Here is a 20208-nt window from a genome sequence, read left to right on the forward strand (position 1 = left end):
TAGGTTAGGCTCACCTTACTCAAGGAGATCGCATGTCTCGCCCTGGGAACACCACACACGTCACGGACAGCACTGGCAGCGTCGACGCCACCGAGGGCGTCGATACGACGGAGGACCGATCAGATCGTGGTCAGCCGCGTCCCAGCGGGCTTGAAAACACTCGGATGCCGTCAGCAGCCGAGCGCACACGAACTCTCGTACAGAGTACCTGTTCGGCGGTACTGCTCATCCCCGGGTTGACCACTGCGGGCTTCGACCAGCTGATTCCACTGGACCGGAGCGTGGGCCCCGAAGGGGACCTGTTCCTCGAATTCCCTGCCGATTCCCCGGCCGTACGGGCTGCGACATACGCCCACGACGAGTTGACCGCTGTGCTCGAGATCACGGACGTCGCGCCGGTATCGGTGCCGCACCGCATCCGCGGCCGCGGCCGGATCAAGGGCCGGCTCACGCCCGTACCCGGGATGGCCGGGCCGGGCCGGATGATGCTGCGGCTGGAGACGGGTGAGGCGTTCGTCGACGATCTGTGGGGCGCGCAGGGCGTCGAGCCGGAGGAGTTCCGCGATGCCACCGTCGACCCGCTCGTCGCCCAGGAGGCGGAGCTGCTGCAGCATCTGTACGCGGCGCACGGCGAACAGCTGAACATGCTGTGCGGGCTGCTGGGCGAGCGGACGGAAGGACGCTGCGCGACGCACACGCCCGCCGTCGTCCCGGTCGCACTCGACCGCTTCGGGCTGCGGGTGCGGCTCCGCGAGGCGGACGGGCAGTGCTTCGACGCCCGCTTCGACTTCCCCGAACCGGTGCGCGACATGGTCGGGTTGCACCGGGCCATGCACACGCTGTTCGAGGCGGCGGCCCCCTGAGCGCGCCTCAGGCGTCCGCCGCGCCGTCGGAGCCGCCGCGGCCGAGCCGCTCGCGGACCCGGTCCACCACGTCCGCGTACCGCGCCTCCGCGCCGTACCGCGTGGGCCGGTAGTAGTGCCTGTCGCGGACGGCATCGGGGGCGTACTGCTGGGCGGCGATCCCGCCGGGGACGTCATGCGGATAGACGTAGCCCTGTGCGTGCCCCAGTGCCGCGGCGCCCTTGTAGTGGCCGTCGCGCAGATGGGCCGGAACCGGACCGGCCAGCCCCTTCCGTACGTCCTCCTGGGCCGCGAAGATCGCGAGCGTCGCCGCGTTGGACTTGGGGGCGAGCGCCAGCGCGATCGTGGCATGGCTGAGGGTGAGCGCCGCCTCCGGAAAACCGATCATGGCCACGGCCTGGGCGGCGGCGACCGCCGTGGGCAGGGCCGTCGGGTCGGCGAGGCCGATGTCCTCGCTGGCGGAGATCATCAGCCGCCGGGCGATGAAGCGGGGGTCCTCCCCCGCCTCGATCATCCGGGCCAGGTAGTGCAGCGCGGCATCCACGTCGGAGCCACGGATCGACTTGATGAGGGCGCTCGCCACGTCGTAGTGCTGGTCGCCGTCCCGGTCGTACTTCACCGCTGCCCGGTCGACGGTCGCCTCGACGGTCTGGAGAGTGATCTCCTTCTCCTGCATGGCGAGCGCCGCGCCGGCCGCTGCCTCCAGCGCCGTCAGCGCGCGCCGTGCGTCTCCCCCGGCGATCCGCAGCAGATGCGCCTCCGCGTCCTCGGGCAGGGTGACCGCGCCGCCGAGTCCGCGCTCGTCGGTCAGGGCGCGGTGCATGAGAGCGCGCAGGTCCTCGTCCGTGAGCGATTCGAGGGTGAGGAGCAGCGAGCGTGACAGCAGCGGCGAAATGATCGAGAAGTACGGGTTCTCGGTCGTCGCGGCGATGAGCGTCACCCAGCGGTTCTCCACGGCCGGCAGCAGGGAGTCCTGCTGGGCCTTGGAGAAGCGGTGGATCTCGTCGAGGAAGAGGACGGTCTCCTTGCCATAGCCGCCGGTGGCCCGGCGGGCGCCCTCGATGACGGCCCGCACTTCCTTGACGCCCGCGGTGATCGCGGAGAGCTCGACGAAACGCTTGTTGGTGGCCTTGCTGACCACGTATGCCAAGGTCGTCTTGCCGATGCCGGGCGGCCCCCAGAGGATCACCGACGACGGGCCTGCGGGCCCGCCGCTCCCCTCGCCGACAAGGCGGCGCAGCGGCGAGCCCGGCTTCAGCAGATGCTGCTGGCCGACGACCTCATCGAGCGTACGGGGACGCATCCGGACAGCGAGAGGGCTGCTGGACGGGTCCTTCTCCTGGCGGTCTTCGGCGGCTGCGGTAAAGAGGTCGGGCTCCACGACGTAAAAGCCTATGTCACGGCACTGACAACGCCGCCGGGCCTGTCCCCGCCCGGGACCTGCCGGTTCAGCTGGTCCAGAAGTCCCACCAGCGGGTCAGGATCAGCATGCCGATGATGCCGACCCAGAGGACCGGCGGAACCCAGTGGAACTCCGTCAGTCCGTTGCGCAGCCAGTTGGGCGCGGGAAGGATCCGGTTCTTGATGTTGTGCGTGGTGACGTAGCAGAACATGAAGATCGTGGCGACCCACGCCAGGCAGCACCACAGGCAGAGCGAGTTGATGTTGTAGAGCGACTGGTACTGCAGCCAGGTGCAGAAGCCGACTCCGAACAGGGTGCCCGCGTTGAGTCCGAGCCAGTACCAGCTGCGGAACCGGGCCCCGGCGAGCAGCGCCATGCCGATCCCGATGACCACCGAGTACGCGGCGAGTCCGAGCATCGGATTCGGGAACCCGAAGACGGACGCCTGCTCGCTCTTCATGATGTTGCCGCACGAGACCACGGGGTTGAGGCTGCAGCCCGGAGTGAAGGAGGGGTCCTCGAGCAGCTTGAACTTGTCGATCGTGATGACCCAGGCGGCGAGGAGCCCGGCAGCGCCTGTGATCACCAGCAGCAGTGCGAACGCGCGACTGCCGCCGATGGTCCTCTTCCCGCCGTCCTCGTCCTGGTCGGAGGAGGGATGGTCAACCGCTGCAGTCGTCATATCGCCGTTCCGTCAGTGAGTGGCCTGCTGGCATGGTCATTGTGCCGCACCACCCCTCGGGTCAGCCGTTCGACGGACATAAACATGTCCACGTGGCGGCACGGGACCAGGGGCTCCGCGAGCCGCTCCGCGCCGTGACCGAATTCACCGAGGACGTGCACGGACTGCGCAAGCGCTCCGGCGAAGTGACCGCGCCGGACGGGCTCGACCTGGGGATCCGTCCCGGCGAGGAGCCGGCGCCCTCGGTCGAACGGGGCCGGGAGGAGCACCGCGGTGGAGATCCTCCAGGGGCATCGCAGCCGCGACGTGGGAACGGTCCCGGTACTCGGCGCGGCCCCCGTGTCCGCCGACCGTCGTCGGCGTTCCCGGGTCGAAGTCGTCCGGCAGGATGAATCGGCACCCGCCGAATTGACGGTACGGAAGACGGTGGTGCACTTCGCCCGCTCCTGCCCGCGGCCGCGCGACGCCACGGACGTCATCGCGACGGTGGGGCCGGAGCAGTACGCGGGCACCCGGATCACAGCGTTCTCCCGCGGTTGTGGCGCCGCCCGGACCTGGCACTCCGTGTGATCGGTTCCCTCGAACTCGTGGTGCTCGACGAGCCCACCACCGGTTTCGATCCGCCGGCCCGCCGACGGTTCCGGGAGCTGATCCGGCACCGACGCCCTGTGCCCGCCCGGCGGACCGGGCGGGCACAGGGAAAACGGCGGATCAGGCCAGCTTCTGCTGGATCTCGGCCACCAGCGCGTCCAGCGCGACCGGCTGCTGCTCGCCCGACTCCATGTCCTTGAGCTGAACCACGCCGTCGGCGAGATCGCGCTCACCGGCGACGACGGTCAGGCGCGCACCGGACCGGTTGGCGCTCTTCATCGCCCCCTTGAGACCGCGGCTGCCGAACGCGAAGTCGGCGGCCACGCCCAGCTTGCGAAGCTCCGTCACCTTGGCGAACAGCACCCTGCGGGCCTCCTCACCGAGCGGCACCGCGAAGACGCTGGTGGAGGCGGGCAGTTCGAGCTCGATGCCCTCCGCCTCCAGTGCGAGCACCGTGCGGTCCACCCCGAGCGCCCAGCCGACCGACGGGAGCGCCGGACCGCCGATCATCTCGGACAGACCGTCGTAGCGGCCGCCGCCGCCCACCGCGGACTGCGAGCCGAGTCCGTCGTGGACGAACTCGAAGGTGGTGCGGGTGTAGTAGTCGAGGCCGCGGACGAGCTTCTCGTCGTCCTCGTACGCGACACCGGCGGCGGTCAGCAGGTCGCGGACCTCCTCGTGGTACGCCTTGCACGCGTCGCACAGGTAGTCGCGCAGCACCGGGGCGCCGACCAGCTGCTTCTGCACCTCGGGGCGCTTGTCGTCGAGAACCCGCAGCGGGTTGAGCTCGATGCGGCGGCGGGTGTCCTCGTCCAGCTCGAGCTCGCGCAGGAAGCCCTGGAGGGCGTCCCGGTAGACGGGGCGGCATTCCTTGTCGCCCAGCGAGTTCAGCAGGATCCGGAAGTTCTGCAGGCCCAGGGAGCGGTAGGCCTGGTCGGCCAGGATGATCAGTTCGGCGTCCAGTGCCGGGTCCTCCGCACCGATCGCCTCGGCGCCGACCTGCGAAAAGTGCCTGTAGCGGCCCTTCTGCGGGCGCTCGTAGCGGTAGTACGAGCCGGAGTACCAGAGCTTGACCGGCAGGTTGCCGAGCTTGTGGAGGTTGGCCTCCAGTGCGGCGCGCAGCACGGACGCGGTGCCCTCGGGGCGCAGCGCGAGCTCGGAGCCGCCCTTGGTGGTGAGGGTGTACATCTCCTTGGACACGATGTCGGTGGACTCACCGACACCGCGCGAGAAGAGCGCGACGTCCTCGAAGCCGGGTGTCTCGATGTAGCCGTAGCCGGAGTTCTTCAGGGGGGCGGAGATCGCCTCGCGCACCGCGAGGTACTTCGCGGAGTCGGGCGGGGTCAGGTCGTACGTGCCCTTGGGGGCCTTGAACGTGCTCACAGTCTGTCTCTCGTCACATTCCTCGTCGGGGCGCGTCCATACCGTGCAGATACGGGTTCGTTGCGCGCTCGCGGCCGATGGTCGTCTGGGGGCCGTGGCCGGACAGCACCACGGTCGAGTCGTCGAGCGGCAGGCACACACGGGCCAGCGACTCGAGCAGCTCGGCATGGTCGCCGCCGGGCAGGTCGGTGCGTCCGACGGAGCCGGCGAAGAGCAGGTCGCCCGAGAAGAGCACCTGCGGAACATCCGCGGCCTCGGGCATCCTGAACGTCACCGACCCCTTGGTATGGCCGGGCGCATGCGCGACACCGAACTCCAGACCGGCCAGCTTCAGGAGGGCGCCGTCGCTCAGCTCCTTGACGTCGTCCGGCTCCCCCACCGTCAGCTCGCCCATGAGCGGCATCCCGATGGATCGGCCGAGGGCCTTCTCCGGGTCGCTCATCATGTACCGGTCCTGGGGGTGGATCCAGGCGGGGACGTCATGCGCGCCGCACACCGGGACGACGGAGGCGACATGGTCGATGTGGCCATGGGTGAGCACGACGGCGACGGGCTTCAGCCGATGCTTCTTCAGCGTCTCCTCGACTCCTTGCGTGGCCTGGTGGCCCGGGTCGATGATCACGCACTCCTCGCCTGCGGCGGGGGCGACCAGGTAGCAATTGGTCCCCCAGGCCCCGGCGGGGAACCCGGCAATGAGCACGATCGTCCTTAATGGTCGTCCGACGGAGGGCTGCGGTGACCGCGACCGAGGAGGTCGCGGCAGTTCAGAGCCTACCGGCGCTCCTCATTCCACAGCTAACCCATATACGGTACGGGGCAACCCAGGCCCGATCAGACGACGTACAAGGAGATCACCCGGTGGTCAGCAGCGATCAGCGGCGGCGGCAGCTCGCCAGGGAGAAGTTCGAGCGGCAGCAGCAGCGCCGGGAGGAGGCCCGCCGGAGGACGAGGCGACTCACTGTCGTCATCTCATCGGCGCTGGCCGTGGTGGCGGTCGTCGGGGTCGCCGCGTACGTCTCCGTCGGCGACGACGACAAGGACAAGAAGAGCGACGCGGCGGCGAGCGCGAGCCCGTCCGCGTCGCCCTCGGCGAGCGAGAGCAGTGCGCCCGAGCCTGCGATGAAGATCGACAAGAAGGCGAAGTACACGTTCTCGCTGAAGACGAGCCAGGGCGACATCGGGTTCACGATGGACGCGGCGAAGACCCCGCACACGACGAACTCGTTCAAGTCCCTCGCCGACAAGGGCTTCTTCGACGGTACGAAGTGTCACCGGCTGACCACGCAGGGCATCTTCGTCCTGCAGTGCGGTGACCCGAAGGGCGACGGCACGGGCGGCCCCGGCTACACGATCCCGGACGAGAACCTGACCGCGCTGGGCAAGGCGGGCAAGGACGGCACGGTGACGTTCCCGGCGGGCACGGTGGCGATGGCCAACACCGGACAGGCGCACACCGGCGGCAGCCAGTTCTTCCTGGTGTACAAGGACAGCAAGCTGCCTCCGACCTACACGCCGTTCGGCACGATGGACGCCGCCTCGCTGAAGGCCGTGCAGAAGGTCGGGACCGCGGGTGTCACGGGCGGTGCTGCCGACGGTGCTCCGAAGAAGGCCGTCACCATCTCCAAGGCGGCCGTCGACAAGGTCTGATCCGACGCCGAGGGCCTGACCGGCGGTGCCGGCCCGGCCTTCGGCGTGCAGGCCGAAGAATTTCGGCCGCGCTGAGTGCGGACAGCCGGGCGGCCGGTCGCCTAGATTGGCGTTGTGCAGGGCGGGCGCGGCCCGCCCCAGGAAACTGTGGACGATGCCAGGGGGGTGAACCCTCTCACAGGCATCAGGTGGAGGAGGCGCTGTGAGCAGCGACCCGTGGGGCCGTGTCGACGAGACGGGCACCGTGTACGTGCGTACAGCCGATGGCGAGCAGGTTGTCGGATCGTGGCAGGCCGGCTCTCCCGAGGAGGCTCTGGCCTACTTCGAGCGCAAGTACGAGGGCATCGTGGTCGAGATCGGCCTCCTCGAACGGCGGGTGAAGACCACCGACCTGTCGGCGAAGGACGCGACGACCGCCATCGAGCATCTGCGTCAGCAGGTCGACGAGCATCACGCCGTCGGCGACCTCGACGCGCTCCGGAGGCGGCTCGACGCGCTGGTCGCGACGGTCGACTCCCGTCGCGAGGAGCGCAAGGCACAGAAGGCGAAGCAGACCGACGAGGCGAAGCACGCCAAGGAGGCACTGGTCGCCGAGGCCGAGGAGCTGGCGCAGAGCGAACAGTGGCGCTCCGCGGGCGAGCGGCTGCGGGCACTCGTCGACACGTGGAAGGGCCTGCCGCGGCTCGACCGCAAGTCGGACGACGAGCTGTGGCACCGCTTCTCGCACGCGCGCTCGGCGTTCTCCAAGCGCCGCAAGGCGCACTTCGCGTCGCTGGACGCCCAGCGCGAGGAGGCCCGCAAGGCCAAGGAGAAGTTGGTCGTCGAGGCCGAGGCGCTCTCCGGTTCCACGGACTGGGGAACGACGGCCGCGCGTTACCGCGATCTGATGACGGAGTGGAAGGCGGCGGGCCGCGCCCAGCGCGAGGCCGAAGACGATCTGTGGAACCGTTTCCGCGGTGCGCAGGACGTCTTCTTCGCCGCCCGTAGCGAGGTCTTCGCCGAGCGGGACGCGGAGCAGGGCGAGAACCTCAAGCTGAAGGAGGAGCTCGCGGTCGAGGCCGAGAAGCTGGTGCCGGTGAAGGACCTGAAGGCGGCCAGGGCCGCTTTCCGTGCCCTCAACGAGCGCTGGGAGGCCATCGGCCACGTGCCGCGCGACGCGCGCCCGAAGGTCGAGGGGCGGATGCAGGCGGTGGAGCGGGCGCTCCAGGAGGCCGAGGAGTCGGAGTGGCGCCGGACGAACCCGGAGGCGCGTGCGCGCGCCGCGGGTCTGACCGGTCAGCTTCAGGCGGCCGTCGACAAGCTGCGTTCGCAGATCGACACGGCGCGCGCCGCGGGCAACAACGCCCGCGCCGACAAGCTGGCCCGTGAGCTGGAGGGCCGTCAGGCCCTGCTGGACCAGGCGCTGAAGGGCCTGGAGGAGTTCGGCGGCTGACAGCTGTTCAGACAGCCTGAAGGGCCCTCCGTCGGTGACGGAGGGCCCTTCGGCGTTTCGGTGGAAGGCCTGTCGGCATCGGGGGAGGACGAGGGTGTCCGCAACGCCGCCGAGGTCATCGGGGAGCCGGCCGCCGATGCGACGACGAGCCCCGCGCCTGGGCGAGCGGTCGGGCGCGACGCCCCGCAGCCCCCCGCGCGGTCGGGCGGGGGGCTGCGGGGGCGGTCGGGGTCAGGGCCTGCGGGCCGAGGTCACACGGTAGACGTCGTAGACGCCCTCCACGCCCCGTACGGCCTTCAGCACGTGTCCGAGGTGCTTCGGGTCGCCCATCTCGAAAGTGAACCGCGACGTGGCCACCCGGTCCCGTGAGGTCTGTACGGCCGCCGACAGGATGTTCACGTGCTGGTCGGACAGGACGCGAGTGACGTCCGAGAGCAGCCGCGACCGGTCGAGGGCCTCGACCTGGATGGCGACGAGGAAGACCGAGGACTGGGTCGGCGCCCATTCGACATCCAGGATCCGCTCGGGCTGCTGCGACAGCGAGTCCACGTTGACGCAGTCGGCCCGGTGCACGGAGACGCCGCTGCCACGGGTGACGAAGCCGATGATCGGGTCGCCGGGGACGGGCGTGCAGCAGCGGGCCAGTTTGACCCAGACGTCCTCGACGCCCTTGACGACCACACCCGGGTCGGCGTTGGAGCGGCGCTTGCCGCGGCTGCGCGAGGGCGGCGCGCTCTCCGCCAGGTCCTCATTGGCCGCGTCCTCGCCACCGAGCGCCTGGACCAGCTTCTGCACGACACCCGCGGCCGCGACATGGCCCTCGCCGATCGCCGCGTACAGGGACGAGATGTCCGGGTAGCGCATCTCGTGGGCCAGGGTGACGAGCGAGTCGCCGGTCAGGATCCGCTGGATCGGCAGATTCTGCTTGCGCATGGCGCGCGCGATGGCGTCCTTGCCCTGCTCGATCGCCTCGTCGCGGCGCTCCTTGGAGAACCAGGCGCGGATCTTGTTCCGGGCACGCGGCGACTTGACGAAGCCCAGCCAGTCCCGGGACGGTCCGGCGCCGGCCGCCTTGGAGGTGAAGACCTCCACGAGATCGCCGTTGTCGAGGGTGGATTCGAGCGGTACGAGCCGCCCGTTGACCCGTGCCCCTATGGTCCGGTGGCCGACCTCCGTATGCACGGCGTACGCGAAGTCGACCGGGGTCGCGCCCGCGGGCAGCGCTATGACGTCGCCCTTGGGCGTGAAGACGAAGACCTCGTTGCGGGAGAGGTCGAAGCGCAGGGACTCCAGGAACTCGCTGGGGTCCTCTGTCTCCTTCTGCCAGTCGAGGAGCTGGCGCAGCCACGCCATGTCATTGACGGTGTCCTGGCCGCGGCCGGTGTGCTTGGGTACGTCGGTGCGGACCTTGGAGGCGCCGGCGACGGCCTCCTGCTTGTACTTCCAGTGCGCCGCGATGCCGTACTCGGCGCGGCGGTGCATGTCGAACGTACGGATCTGCAGCTCGACGGGCTTGCCGCTGGGACCGATCACCGTGGTGTGCAGTGACTGGTACATGTTGAACTTGGGCATCGCGATGTAGTCCTTGAACCGGCCGGGGACCGGATTCCATCGCGCGTGCACGGTGCCGAGCGCCGCATAGCAGTCACGGACGGTGTCGACGAGGACGCGGATGCCCACCAGGTCGTAGATCTCGGCGAAGTCGCGGCCTCGCACGATCATCTTCTGGTAGACGCTGTAGTAGTGCTTCGGCCGTCCGGTGACGGTGGCCTTGATCCGGGCGGCGCGCAGGTCGGCCTGGACCTCGTCGGTCACTATGGCGAGGTATTCGTCGCGCTTGGGGGCCCGCTCGGCGACGAGACGGACGATCTCGTCGTACATCTTGGGGTACAGGATCGCGAACGCGAGGTCCTCGAGCTCCCACTTGATGGTGTTCATGCCCAGGCGGTGGGCCAGGGGCGCGTAGATCTCAAGCGTCTCGCGGGCCTTCTTCTCCTGCTTCTCCCGCTTGAGGTAGCGCATGGTGCGCATGTTGTGCAGCCGGTCGGCGAGCTTGATGACGAGGACCCTGGGGTCCTTGGCCATGGCGACGACCATCTTGCGTACGGTCTCGGCCTGCGCCGCCTCGCCGAACTTCACCTTGTCCAGCTTGGTGACGCCGTCGACCAGCAGCGCGACCTGGTCGCCGAAGTCCCGGCGCAGGGTGTCCAGGCCGTACTCGGTGTCCTCGACCGTGTCGTGGAGCAGACCGGCCATCAGCGTTGCCGGATCCATGCCGAGCTCGGCGAGGATGGTCGTGACGGCGAGCGGATGCGTGATGTACGGGTCGCCGCTCTTGCGCTTCTGACCGCGGTGCCAGCGCTCGGCGACCTGGTAGGCGCGCTCGATCTGGCGCAGCGTGGACGTCTCGATCTTGGGGTCGTTGCTGCGGACCGCGCGCAGGAGCGGTTCGAGAACCGGGTTGTACGGGCTGGAGCGCTGCACGCCGAGCCGGGCGAGCCTGGCCCGTACCCGGTTGGAGGAGCCGCTGGAGCGGGCCGGAGCGACCGGAGCCACGGGCTTGGCGGCGGGCTTGGCCGGGGGCTTCGGGGCGGCCGGAGGCGGGGAGACGGCGGCCGGCTGGGCAGGCGACACCGGCGCGGGCCCGTTCACCCTGGGGGGAGTCTGCGAGGCGCTGCTCGCCGGTTCGGGAGCCGGGGGCTTCGGCTTCTCCTTCGCCGCGGGCTGCTTCTTCCCGGGCGTGGCTGGGACCGCCGCGGGCTTGTCGGGCTGCGGGGCGGCGACTGGCTGGGCCTCGTCTGGCAAGAGCGCTCCTCATGCGGATCCGGACTCCCGGAAAGGCCATCGTATCGACCCTGCGGCCGGACCTCCCCCGGGGACCGTGGGACCCTCACAACACGGGACGGGCCCCGGAGTGTTCCCGGTGCCCGTCCTGTGCGTGCCGGTGTGCCGCTGTCCCCAGTGCGGCAGGGGCTGAGCGGCGGCGCGATGCATGAGGCGGGGCCCGGCCCGGCTCCCGCGAACATGGGTGCGAATACCGCAGACGCACCATCGGGTGCCCGGAAATTGTTCCGGGCACCCGATGCATGCGTGACAGTCTCAGACGCGGATGAGCGCCTCCAGCGGAGCACCGGCCAGACCGGACTCCAGACGCGCGCGGCCGTCGAGGAAGCCGAGCTCCATGAGGACCGCGACGCCCGCGACGCGGGCGCCGGCCCGGCGGATCAGCTGCAGTGATGCCTCAGCGGTGCCGCCGGTGGCAAGGACGTCGTCGATGACCATGATCTGGTCCTCGGCCGTGAGGTCCTCCGCGTGTATCTCGATCTCCGCGGTGCCGTACTCCAGCTCGTACGCCTGGCTGAGCGTGGCGCCGGGCAGCTTCCCCGCCTTGCGGACGGGCACGAAGCCGAGCCCGGCCCGGACCGCAACCGGCGCCGCCAGGATGAAGCCGCGTGCCTCCAGACCGACGACCTTCGTGGCGCCGTGCCGTACGCACAGCTCCGCGAGGGCGTCGGTGAGGGCCGTGAACGCGACCGGGTCCGCGAGCAGCGGGGTGATGTCCTTGAACATCACGCCCGGCTTCGGATAGTCCGCCACGTCACGGATACGGCTGAGCAGCAGTTCCCTGGTGCTCTCGGTGGTGCTGGTCATCGACGCTTCCCCGGGGTCCGACCGTGGCCCCTGGGGGGCTGCTGGCGCTGACCGACGACCGCGGCGGCGGGCGCGGGTTCCCCGATGACGTCGTCCTCGTAGGACTGTTCGTCCTCGGCGGACTCGCCCTTGGCGGCTGCTGACGCGCGCTTGGCGAGGATCCGCTTCTTCAGGGCCTTCATCTGCGGCTCGCGTTCCTTGAGGTCGGCGACCAGCGGGGTGGCGATGAAGATCGAGGAGTACGCGCCGGCGGCGAGGCCGACGAACAGCGACAGCGAGATGTCGTTCAGCATGCCGGCGCCGAGGACACCGCCGCCGATGAACAGCAGGCCGGCGACCGGAAGCAGCGCCACGATGGTGGTGTTGATGGAGCGGACCAGCGTGCCGTTGATCGAGCGGTTGGCGATCTCGCTGTACGTCCAGCGGGTCTGCTTGGTGATCCCCTTCGTGCTCTCCTTGAGGCTGTCGAAGACGACGACCGTGTCGTACAGGGAGTAACCGAGGATGGTCAGCAGACCGATCACGGTGCCCGGGGTGACCTCGAAGCCGACCAGGGCATAGATCCCGACCGTGATGGTGATGTCGTGGATCAGTGCGACCAGGGCCGCGATGGCCATGCGCCACTCGAACGCGATGGCCAGGTAGATCACCACGAGGATCATGAAGACGCCGAGGCCGGTCCAGGCCTTGTTGGCGATCTGCTCACCCCAGCTGGGGCCGACCAGGTCGGCGTTGATCTTCTCCTCGGGGACCTTGAGGTCCTTGGAGAGCTCCGCCTTGATCGCGTCGGACTTCGCCAGGTCGACTTCGGTGATCTGAATACGCAGACCGCCGTTGCCGAGCTTCTGGACGATCGCCTGGTGGCCGGAGGCGGTGGTCGCGGCTTCCTCCGCCTGGGCGACCGTGGCACTGGTCGACGGCGTGGTGAAGACCGCGCCGCCCTTGAACTCGATCCCCATGTTGAGTCCGCCGACCGCCACGGCGACGACAGCCGTGATGGTGATCAGGACCGAGATGCCGTACCAGATCTTGCGCTTGCCGATGAAGTCGTAACCGACCTCGCCGCGGTAGAGCCGGGCACCGAGACTGCCGAGTCGCGACATCTCACGCCTCCTTCGGGTCGATGGGGGCGTTGACACGGCGCGAGCGGCGCAGCGGCGGCTTGGCACCGAGCCGCTTCGGGTCCAGGCCGGACCACGAGTGACCGCTGGAGAAGAACTTCGTACGGGCCATCAGCGTCATGACGGGCTTGGTGAAGAGGAACACCACGACCACGTCGAGCAGGGTGGTGAGACCCAGCGTGAAGGCGAAGCCCTGGACCTTGCCGACGGTGACGATGAAGAGCACCGCGGCGGCGAGGAACGACACGAAGTCGGAGACGAGGATGGTGCGACGGGCGCGCGGCCAGGCGCGCTCGACGGCCGGACGCAGGGTACGGCCCTCGCGGATCTCGTCCCTTATGCGTTCGAAGTACACGATGAACGAGTCCGCGGTGATACCGATCGCCACGATGGCGCCACAGACCGCGGGGAGGTTCAGCGCGAAGCCGATGGCCGGGCCGAGCAGCGACATGAGTGTGTAGGTGAGGATGCCGGAGACCAGGAGGCTGAGGAGCGCGATGAGCGCCAGTCCGCGGTAGTAGGCCACCAGGTAGATGACGACCAGGGCCAGACCGATCGCACCGGCGATCAGACCCGCCTGGAGCTGCTCACCGCCGAGGGCCGCGGTGACCGTGGTGACCGTGTCCTCGTTGAAGGACAGCGGGAGCGCACCGTAGGACAGCACGTTCGCCAGGTCCTGGGCGGACTGCTGGGTGAAGCTGCCGGAGATCTCGGCGCTGCCGCTGAGCGTCTCGTTCACCTGGGGCGCGGAGACGACCTCGCCGTCGAGCGCGATGGCGAACTGGTTCATCGGCGACTGCTGCGTGGACAGCTTCGAGGTGATCTGCTGGAACTTCTTCGAGCCCTTGTCGGTGAAGTCCATCTGCACGATCCACATGCCGCGCTGCTGGTCGATCGCGGCCTTGGCGCTGTCCACGTCCGTACCGGAGACCTCGGCCGGGCCGAGGACGTACTTGGCGTCGCCCTCGGAGCTGCACGCGACCGTGGTGTCGGTGGGCTTCACGTCGGTACCGGCCTTCGCGCGGCCGGCCTTGGTGGAGCAGTCCAGCTCCGCGAACTTCTTCTGCAGCTCGGCGGTGGCCGGGTCGGCCGAGGCCGACGGGCTCGCGGACGCCTTCGGCGTGCCGGAGGCGCTGGGGCTGGGCGACGTGTCCTTCGTCAGCGCGCCGGTGACCGCACGGCCCTGGGTGGTGGCGCTCGCCGAGGGAGTGGCCTTGGAACCGGAGGCCGTCTCCTTGCTGCTGGGCGACGCGCTCGGCTTCGGCGAGCCGGAGGCCGAGGGGCTGGCGGTGCCGGTGGGCGTCGCCTTGCCCTCGGTGACGGCGAGCACGGGCCGGAAGTAGAGCTGGGCGGTCGTACCGACCTGCTCCCGGGCCTGCTTCGAGTTCGTTCCCTTGGGGATGTTGACGATGATGTTGTCCCGGCCCTGGGTCTGGACCTCGGCCTCGGAGACACCCAGACCATTGACACGGCGTTCGATGATGCTGACCGCGGTGTCCATGTTGGTCTGGTTGATCGCGTCCGGCTTACCGGGCTGGCTCTTCGCCTTGAGCGTGATCGACGTGCCGCCCGCCAGGTCGATACCCAGCCGTGGCGTGGTGTGACCGGACAAGAACATCCCGCCGGTGAGCGCGACCATGGCGATCAGGATCAGAGCCAGGGCGCGCCCCGGCCTGCCCTGACCGCCGGACGGCCCTCGGCCCTTCTTCGGTGCTGCCACCTTCTCGTTTCTCCCTGTCCAACCGCCCCGCGCCGGGTGTGCGCCCGAGCGGCCACGAAGTGTTGTGGGGACCTGCCCCCGCAGAAGATCGCACGGTCCCGGGGATGCCGGACGCCGGTGGGCTCATGGCATCCCCGGGTCGTGAATTACTTCGCGTCGGCCTCGCCGTCGGCCTTGCCCTCGGACTTCTCGTCGGCCTTGGCGTCCTTCGGCTCGACGTCGCCGGCCTCGGCCTTCTTGCCCAGGTCGATTTTGGCATCGTCCGCGGCGTCCGCGTCGGTGTCGACGTCCGTGTCGGCCTCGACGTGCTCGGTCAGCGAGGACGCGTCGTCCGGCACGACCGCGCCGTCGAGCTCGTCGTCGTCACCGTGGACGATGCGGTTGTACTCCGCGTCGTCGAGGACGGCACCGATGGCGTTCTTGGCGTAGATGGCGTGAACGCCGGGCGCGACCTCGAGGAGAACCGTGTCGTCGTGAAGCTCCTTGACGGTGGCGTACATGCCCCCGATCGTCCGAACGCCGGTGCCGGGCTGCATCTCGTTGCGCATCTGCGCGGCGGCAGCCTGCTTCTTCTTGGCGGACCGGGTCATCAGGAACATGGCCCCGATGAGCACGATGAAGGGGAGGAGAGTCACGGGATTCACGGGACGATTTTCCTTCGCACGACCGCGCTGGAATGCGGCCTGATCTACGGGGGTGGGTATGCCGCCCTGTGCGGGCGGCATCGGCGGAGTCTAAGCGAGTCCGCATCGATGGAACAACGCCCAGCATCGCACCCTGGTTCCTGTCCGGGCGAACCTGTGACGCATCACGCCCCGAACAGACCCTGTTGTCCCTTTCCGCCGTGCTGAGGGGGGACGAGACCGAGATGAGCCCAGGCCGCAGGGGTGGCGACCCGACCCCGCGGCGTCCTGGCCAGCAGTCCTTCCCGTACCAGGAAGGGCTCCGCGACCTCCTCGACCGTCTCGCGTTCCTCCCCCACGGCGACCGCGAGGGTGGACAGACCGACCGGTCCGCCGCCGAAGAGCTTCAGGAGCGCGCCGAGCACCGCCCGGTCCAGCCGGTCGAGACCCCGGCCGTCGACCTCGTACACCCCGAGGGCGACGGAGGCGACGCCGCGGTCGATCCGGCCGTCCGCCTTGACCTGGGCGTAGTCGCGGACGCGGCGCAGCAGCCGGTTGGCGATACGGGGTGTGCCACGGGAGCGCCCGGCGATCTCGGCTGCCCCTTCGGCGTCTATCGCGACGTCGAGGAGGCGGGCGGAGCGTTGGATGACGCGTTCCAGTTCGGTGGGGGCGTAGAACTCCATGTGGCCGGTGAATCCGAAGCGGTCGCGCAGCGGAGGCGGCAGGAGTCCGGCCCGGGTGGTGGCGCCGACGAGGGTGAAGGGCGGAAGTTCCAAGGGAATGGCGGTGGCACCGGGGCCCTTGCCGACGATGACGTCGACGCGGAAGTCCTCCATCGCCATGTAGAGCATCTCTTCGGCGGGCCGTGACATGCGGTGGATCTCGTCGAGGAAGAGGACCTCGCCCTCCTGGAGGGAGGAGAGGATCGCGGCGAGGTCGCCCGCGTGCTGGATGGCGGGACCCGAGGTGATCCGGATCGGGGCGCCCATCTCGGCGGCGATGATCATGGAGAGGGTGGTCTTGCCGAGGCCGGGGGCGCCGGAGAGCAGCACGTGGTCGGCGGTGGCGCCGCGGGCGAGGGCGGCCTTCAGGACCAGGTCGAGCTGTTCGCGCACCTTCTCCTGGCCGACAAATTCGTCGAGGTCCTTCGGCCGCAGGGCCGCTTCGACCGCCGTGTCCTCGCCGTCCGCGCCGGCGTCGACGAGGCGCTCGTCGAGCCGCTCGTCGGTGTCGGGTCCGGTGTCGTCCCAGTTCATTCGGTCAGTCCCGCCTCGGGTGTTTCGGTGCCGGGCCGTGCGGTGCCCGGGCGTCGGGGGTGTCGCGTCCGGCCGTCGTGCGGTCAGCGTGCGCGGTTGAGGGTCTGCAGAGCGGCCCGCAGCAGCTGCGGTACGGGCGGCTGGGCGCCCTCCGCGAGCACGGCCTCGGCCTGCGGGGCGACAGCGGTGACCGCCTCGTCGGCCTCACGGGTCGCGTATCCGAGGCCGATCAGGGCGGCCTGAAGCTGGTCGCGCCACGAGGACGTGACGGCGGTGCCGATGCCCTGGTGGCCGATGTGGGCCCCGACGGGCTCGCCCAGTCTGTCCTTCAGTTCGAGGAGGAGTTTCTGCGCGCCCTTCTTGCCGATGCCGGGGACGGCGGTGAGGGCTTTCTCGTCGCCGGTCGAGACGGCAAGGCGCAGGGCGTCCGGGCTGTGCACGGCGAGCATTGCCTGGGCGAGCCGGGGGCCGACGCCGCTGGCGGTCTGGAGCAGCTCGAAGACCTGCCGCTGGTCGTCGTCGGCGAAGCCGTAGAGGGTGAGCGAGTCCTCCCGTACGACGAGGGAGGTGGCCAGCCGGGCCTCCTGGCCGATCCGCAGGTCGGCGAGGGTGTGGGGGCTGCACTGGACGGCCATGCCGATGCCGCCGACCTCGATCACGGCCGTGGTCGGGGCGAGTGCGGCGACGGGGCCGCTGACGAAGGCGATCATCGGGGGACCTTCCGGACGGGAACTGCAGGAGTACGGGAAACGCGGTGGCCACGGGCGGCGGCGGCCGCGTGCGCCTGCTGGAGGCGGTTGACGGCCGGGGCCCGCCAGATGTGGCAGATGGCGAGGGCCAGGGCGTCGGCGGCGTCGGCGGGTTTCGGTGGTGCGTCGAGCCGAAGCAGCCGGGTGACCATCGCTCCGACCTGCGCCTTGTCGGCGCGGCCGCTGCCGGTGACGGCGGCCTTGACCTCGCTGGGGGTGTGCAGGGCGACGGGGATGCCGCGGCGGGACGCACAGAGCATGGCGACCGCACTGGCCTGGGCGGTGCCCATCACCGTACGGACATTGTGCTGGCTGAAAACCCGCTCCACGGCGACGAATTCGGGGCGGTGCTCGTCGAGCCACTCCTCGATGCCGCGCTCGATCGCAACCAGTCGGTGGCCGAGCTCGGCATCGGCGGAGGTGCGGACGACGCCGACCCCGAGCATCGTCAGGGGGCGGCCCGCCACTCCTTCGACGACGCCGACGCCGCACCGGGTGAGTCCCGGGTCCACGCCCAGTACCCGCATGAAGCGCCCCCTCTGCCGATCGGTCAACTGTTCCCGCAGGCTATCGGCTCGCACTGACAATGCGACGGGCCGACGGGGTGTGTCCCCGTCGGCCCGTCGGCTCCGCCCGCGCGGAGAGTGCCCCTGTACAGCGGCCGGACGCTGCCCGTCTCCGGGCCATCCCCGCTCACGCGGGGAGGCGTCGTCCGCCGTCTCAGGCCTCGACCTTCTCCATGACCTCGTCCGAGACGTCGAAGTTGGCGAAGACGTTCTGCACGTCGTCGCTGTCCTCCAGCGCGTCGATCAGCTTGAAGATCTTGCGCGCGCCTTCCTCGTCCAGCTCGACCTGCATGGTGGGCAGGAAGTTGGCCTCGGCCGAGTCGTAGTCGATGCCCGCCTGCTGGAGCGCGGTACGGACCGCGACCATGTCGGTGGCCTCGCTGACGACCTCGTAGGACTCACCGAGGTCATTGACCTCCTCGGCGCCCGCGTCGAGCACCGCACCGAGGACGTCGTCCTCGGTGAGCTCGCCCTTGGGGACGATGACGACACCCTTGCGGTTGAAGAGGTACGAGACCGAACCCGGGTCGGCCATCGAACCGCCGTTGCGGGTCATCGCGACACGCACGTCGGAGGCGGCACGGTTGCGGTTGTCGGTGAGGCACTCGATGAGCACCGCGACACCGTTCGGGCCGTAACCCTCGTACATGATGGTCTGGTAGTCGACGCCGCCCGCTTCGAGACCGCCACCGCGCTTGACCGCGGAGTCGATGTTCTTGTTCGGGACGGAGCTCTTCTTCGCCTTCTGGATCGCATCGACGAGGGTCGGGTTGCCCTCGGGGTCCACGCCGCCGGTGCGGGCCGCGACCTCGATGTTCTTGATCAGCTTGGCGAAGAGCTTGCCGCGCTTGGCATCAATCACGGCCTTCTTGTGCTTGGTGGTAGCCCACTTAGAGTGGCCGGACATCGCCAGCTCCTTACAACGCGTCGCCAGTAGAAATGAACAACGGAGATCCTACCGGGATCCGTTCACCCCTTGGCGCGCACCATGTCGACGAAGAGTGCGTGAACCCGGTGGTCACCGGTCAGTTCCGGGTGGAATGACGTCGCCAGGGCGTTTCCCTGACGTACGGCGACAATATGGCCGCCGTGCTCGGCGATCACCTCGGCCCCGGCGCCGACCGATTCCACCCAGGGGGCGCGGATGAAGACGCCTTCGACCGGGCCGCCCTCGATCCCGGCGACCTCGACGGCGGCCTCGAAGGACTCGTTCTGCCGCCCGAAGGCGTTACGACGCACGATCATGTCGATGCCGCCGATGGTCTCCTGGCCCGAGCGCGGATCGAGGATCTTGTCGGCCAACAGGATCATTCCGGCGCAGGTGCCGTAGACCGGCATACCGGCGCGGACCCGCTCGCGCAGCGGTTCCAGCATGCCGAACAGGGTGGCGAGCTTGGACATCGTGGTGGATTCGCCGCCGGGTATGACGAGACCGTCGACCTCGGCGAGCTCTTCGGGGCGCCGGACCGGCCTGGCCAGGGCGTCTGCCGAGGCCAGGGCGATCAGGTGCTCCCGTACGTCGCCCTGGAGAGCCAGGACTCCGATCACAGGGGTGTCGCTCATCTGTGACTACCAGCCGCGGTTGGCGTAGCGCTCGGCCTCGGGCAGGGTGTCGCAGTTGATGCCGACCATGGCCTCGCCCAGGTTGCGGGAGGCGTCCGCGATGATCTTCGGGTCGTCGTAGAAGGTGGTGGCCTTCACGATGGCGGCGGCGCGCTTGGCCGGGTCGCCGGACTTGAAGATGCCGGAGCCGACGAAGACGCCCTCGGCGCCGAGCTGACGCATCAGCGCGGCGTCGGCCGGGGTGGCGACGCCACCGGCGGAGAACAGCACGACGGGCAGCTTGCCGAGCTCGGCGACCTCCTTGACCAGCTCGTACGGGGCGCGGAGCTCCTTGGCGGCGGCGTACAGCTCGTTGTTGTCGTAGCCCCGCAGCCGGGCGATCTCGTTCTTGATCTGGCGCAGGTGGCGGACCGCCTCGACGACGTTGCCGGTGCCGGCCTCGCCCTTGGAGCGGATCATGGCCGCGCCTTCGGCGATGCGACGCAGCGCCTCGCCCAGGTTGGTGGCGCCACAGACGAACGGCGTGGTGAAGGCGAACTTGTCGCTGTGGTTGACCTCGTCGGCCGGGGTGAGGACCTCGGACTCGTCGATGTAGTCGACACCGAGGGACTGCAGGACCTGCGCCTCGACGAAGTGGCCGATGCGGGACTTCGCCATCACCGGGATGGAGACGGCCTCGATGATCTCTTCGATCATGTTCGGGTCGGACATCCGGGCCACGCCGCCGTCCTTGCGGATGTCGGCGGGCACCCGCTCCAGGGCCATGACGGCCACGGCGCCCGCGTCCTCGGCGATCTTCGCCTGCTCGGCGTTGACGACGTCCATGATCACGCCGCCCTTGAGCTGCTCGGCCATGCCGCGCTTCACGCGGGCGGTGCCGGTAGCCGGGGAGTCGGCGGACTGCGGGGTGCTGGGAAGCGTGGACACGGATCGACCTCACTCGGAGAAAAAGATGC

At 69.5% G+C, this 20208-nt stretch carries 18 protein-coding genes and 1 pseudogene; 4 read left to right on the forward strand and 15 right to left on the reverse strand.

Translation table 11 applies throughout. The features are described from left to right. The first annotated feature begins 164 nt into the window (after positions 1-164). On the forward strand, positions 165-863 hold the full coding sequence (locus ACFU8W_RS13055; RefSeq protein WP_384035611.1) for a DUF2470 domain-containing protein: 699 nt from the start codon (positions 165-167) through the stop codon (positions 861-863). Between the two features lie 7 nt (positions 864-870). Here the strand turns inward: ACFU8W_RS13055 and ACFU8W_RS13060 are convergent, their stop codons facing one another. Both ACFU8W_RS13060 and ACFU8W_RS13065 read right to left on the reverse strand, forming a co-directional pair. After that, positions 871-2244 carry a replication-associated recombination protein A gene (locus ACFU8W_RS13060; RefSeq protein WP_376340934.1) on the reverse strand — a complete coding sequence of 458 codons (1374 nt, stop codon included), beginning with the start codon at positions 2242-2244 and terminating at the stop codon, positions 871-873. A gap of 67 nt (positions 2245-2311) precedes the next feature. Next, positions 2312-2947: a vitamin K epoxide reductase family protein gene (locus ACFU8W_RS13065; RefSeq protein WP_345513187.1), complete on the reverse strand. Its 636-nt coding sequence runs from the start codon at positions 2945-2947 to the stop codon at positions 2312-2314. 134 nt (positions 2948-3081) lie between these two features. Between ACFU8W_RS13065 and ACFU8W_RS13070 the strand changes: the two are divergent. Beyond that, a pseudogene (locus ACFU8W_RS13070) lies at positions 3082-3603 on the forward strand (ATP-binding cassette domain-containing protein); the annotation flags it as partial. Between the two features lie 55 nt (positions 3604-3658). Here ACFU8W_RS13070 and hisS read toward each other — a convergent pair. Next, positions 3659-4921 carry a histidine--tRNA ligase gene (gene hisS, locus ACFU8W_RS13075; protein ID WP_327247415.1) on the reverse strand — a complete coding sequence of 421 codons (1263 nt, stop codon included), beginning with the start codon at positions 4919-4921 and terminating at the stop codon, positions 3659-3661. 13 nt (positions 4922-4934) lie between these two features. Next, positions 4935-5621, reverse strand: a complete 687-nt coding sequence (locus tag ACFU8W_RS13080) for an MBL fold metallo-hydrolase (RefSeq protein ID WP_266987922.1) — start codon at positions 5619-5621, stop codon at positions 4935-4937. 158 nt (positions 5622-5779) lie between these two features. Here ACFU8W_RS13080 and ACFU8W_RS13085 point away from each other — a divergent pair, with 158 nt between their 5' ends. Further along, on the forward strand, positions 5780-6568 hold the full coding sequence (locus ACFU8W_RS13085; RefSeq protein ID WP_384035616.1) for a peptidylprolyl isomerase: 789 nt from the start codon (positions 5780-5782) through the stop codon (positions 6566-6568). A 202-nt stretch (positions 6569-6770) separates the two neighbouring features. Next, positions 6771-8000, forward strand: a complete 1230-nt coding sequence (locus tag ACFU8W_RS13090) for a DUF349 domain-containing protein (RefSeq protein ID WP_345513185.1) — start codon at positions 6771-6773, stop codon at positions 7998-8000. Positions 8001-8231: 231 nt separating this feature from the next. Here ACFU8W_RS13090 and ACFU8W_RS13095 read toward each other — a convergent pair whose 3' ends face one another. From ACFU8W_RS13095 to pdxS, 11 genes are all read right to left on the reverse strand, one after another. Beyond that, complete coding sequence (locus tag ACFU8W_RS13095; RefSeq protein ID WP_384035619.1) at positions 8232-10805, reverse strand: RelA/SpoT family protein; 2574 nt, start codon at positions 10803-10805, stop codon at positions 8232-8234. A gap of 294 nt (positions 10806-11099) precedes the next feature. After that, positions 11100-11651 (reverse strand): adenine phosphoribosyltransferase, encoded by a 552-nt coding sequence (locus tag ACFU8W_RS13100; RefSeq protein ID WP_266987914.1) that lies wholly within the window; start codon positions 11649-11651, stop codon positions 11100-11102. Further along, entirely contained in the window at positions 11648-12754 is a 1107-nt protein-coding gene (gene secF, locus ACFU8W_RS13105) for a protein translocase subunit SecF (protein WP_384035623.1), read from the reverse strand. Before secF ends, ACFU8W_RS13100 begins: the two co-directional genes overlap by 4 nt. A gap of 1 nt (position 12755) precedes the next feature. Further along, positions 12756-14492 carry a protein translocase subunit SecD gene (secD, locus tag ACFU8W_RS13110; RefSeq protein WP_384035625.1) on the reverse strand — a complete coding sequence of 579 codons (1737 nt, stop codon included), beginning with the start codon at positions 14490-14492 and terminating at the stop codon, positions 12756-12758. A 146-nt stretch (positions 14493-14638) separates the two neighbouring features. Next, a complete protein-coding gene (gene yajC, locus ACFU8W_RS13115; protein WP_384035629.1) occupies positions 14639-15136 on the reverse strand; it encodes a preprotein translocase subunit YajC in 498 nt (165 codons plus the stop codon). Positions 15137-15300: 164 nt separating this feature from the next. Next, complete coding sequence (gene ruvB, locus ACFU8W_RS13120; protein WP_384035632.1) at positions 15301-16374, reverse strand: Holliday junction branch migration DNA helicase RuvB; 1074 nt, start codon at positions 16372-16374, stop codon at positions 15301-15303. Between the two features lie 83 nt (positions 16375-16457). Next, positions 16458-17084, reverse strand: a complete 627-nt coding sequence (gene ruvA, locus ACFU8W_RS13125) for a Holliday junction branch migration protein RuvA (protein ID WP_384035635.1) — start codon at positions 17082-17084, stop codon at positions 16458-16460. Then, positions 17081-17650, reverse strand: coding sequence for a crossover junction endodeoxyribonuclease RuvC (gene ruvC, locus ACFU8W_RS13130; RefSeq protein ID WP_384035638.1), 570 nt, complete (start codon positions 17648-17650; stop codon positions 17081-17083). Before ruvC ends, ruvA begins: the two co-directional genes overlap by 4 nt. 193 nt (positions 17651-17843) lie before the next feature. Beyond that, entirely contained in the window at positions 17844-18596 is a 753-nt protein-coding gene (locus ACFU8W_RS13135) for a YebC/PmpR family DNA-binding transcriptional regulator (protein ID WP_345513175.1), read from the reverse strand. A gap of 62 nt (positions 18597-18658) precedes the next feature. After that, positions 18659-19252 carry a pyridoxal 5'-phosphate synthase glutaminase subunit PdxT gene (gene pdxT / locus ACFU8W_RS13140; RefSeq protein WP_345513174.1) on the reverse strand — a complete coding sequence of 198 codons (594 nt, stop codon included), beginning with the start codon at positions 19250-19252 and terminating at the stop codon, positions 18659-18661. A gap of 6 nt (positions 19253-19258) precedes the next feature. Next, positions 19259-20179 (reverse strand): pyridoxal 5'-phosphate synthase lyase subunit PdxS, encoded by a 921-nt coding sequence (gene pdxS, locus ACFU8W_RS13145; protein ID WP_266987900.1) that lies wholly within the window; start codon positions 20177-20179, stop codon positions 19259-19261. Between the last annotated feature and the right edge of the window lie 29 nt (positions 20180-20208).

The organism is Streptomyces sp. NPDC057565 (assembly GCF_042801455.1).
GTDB lineage: Bacteria > Actinomycetota > Actinomycetes > Streptomycetales > Streptomycetaceae > Streptomyces > Streptomyces yanii.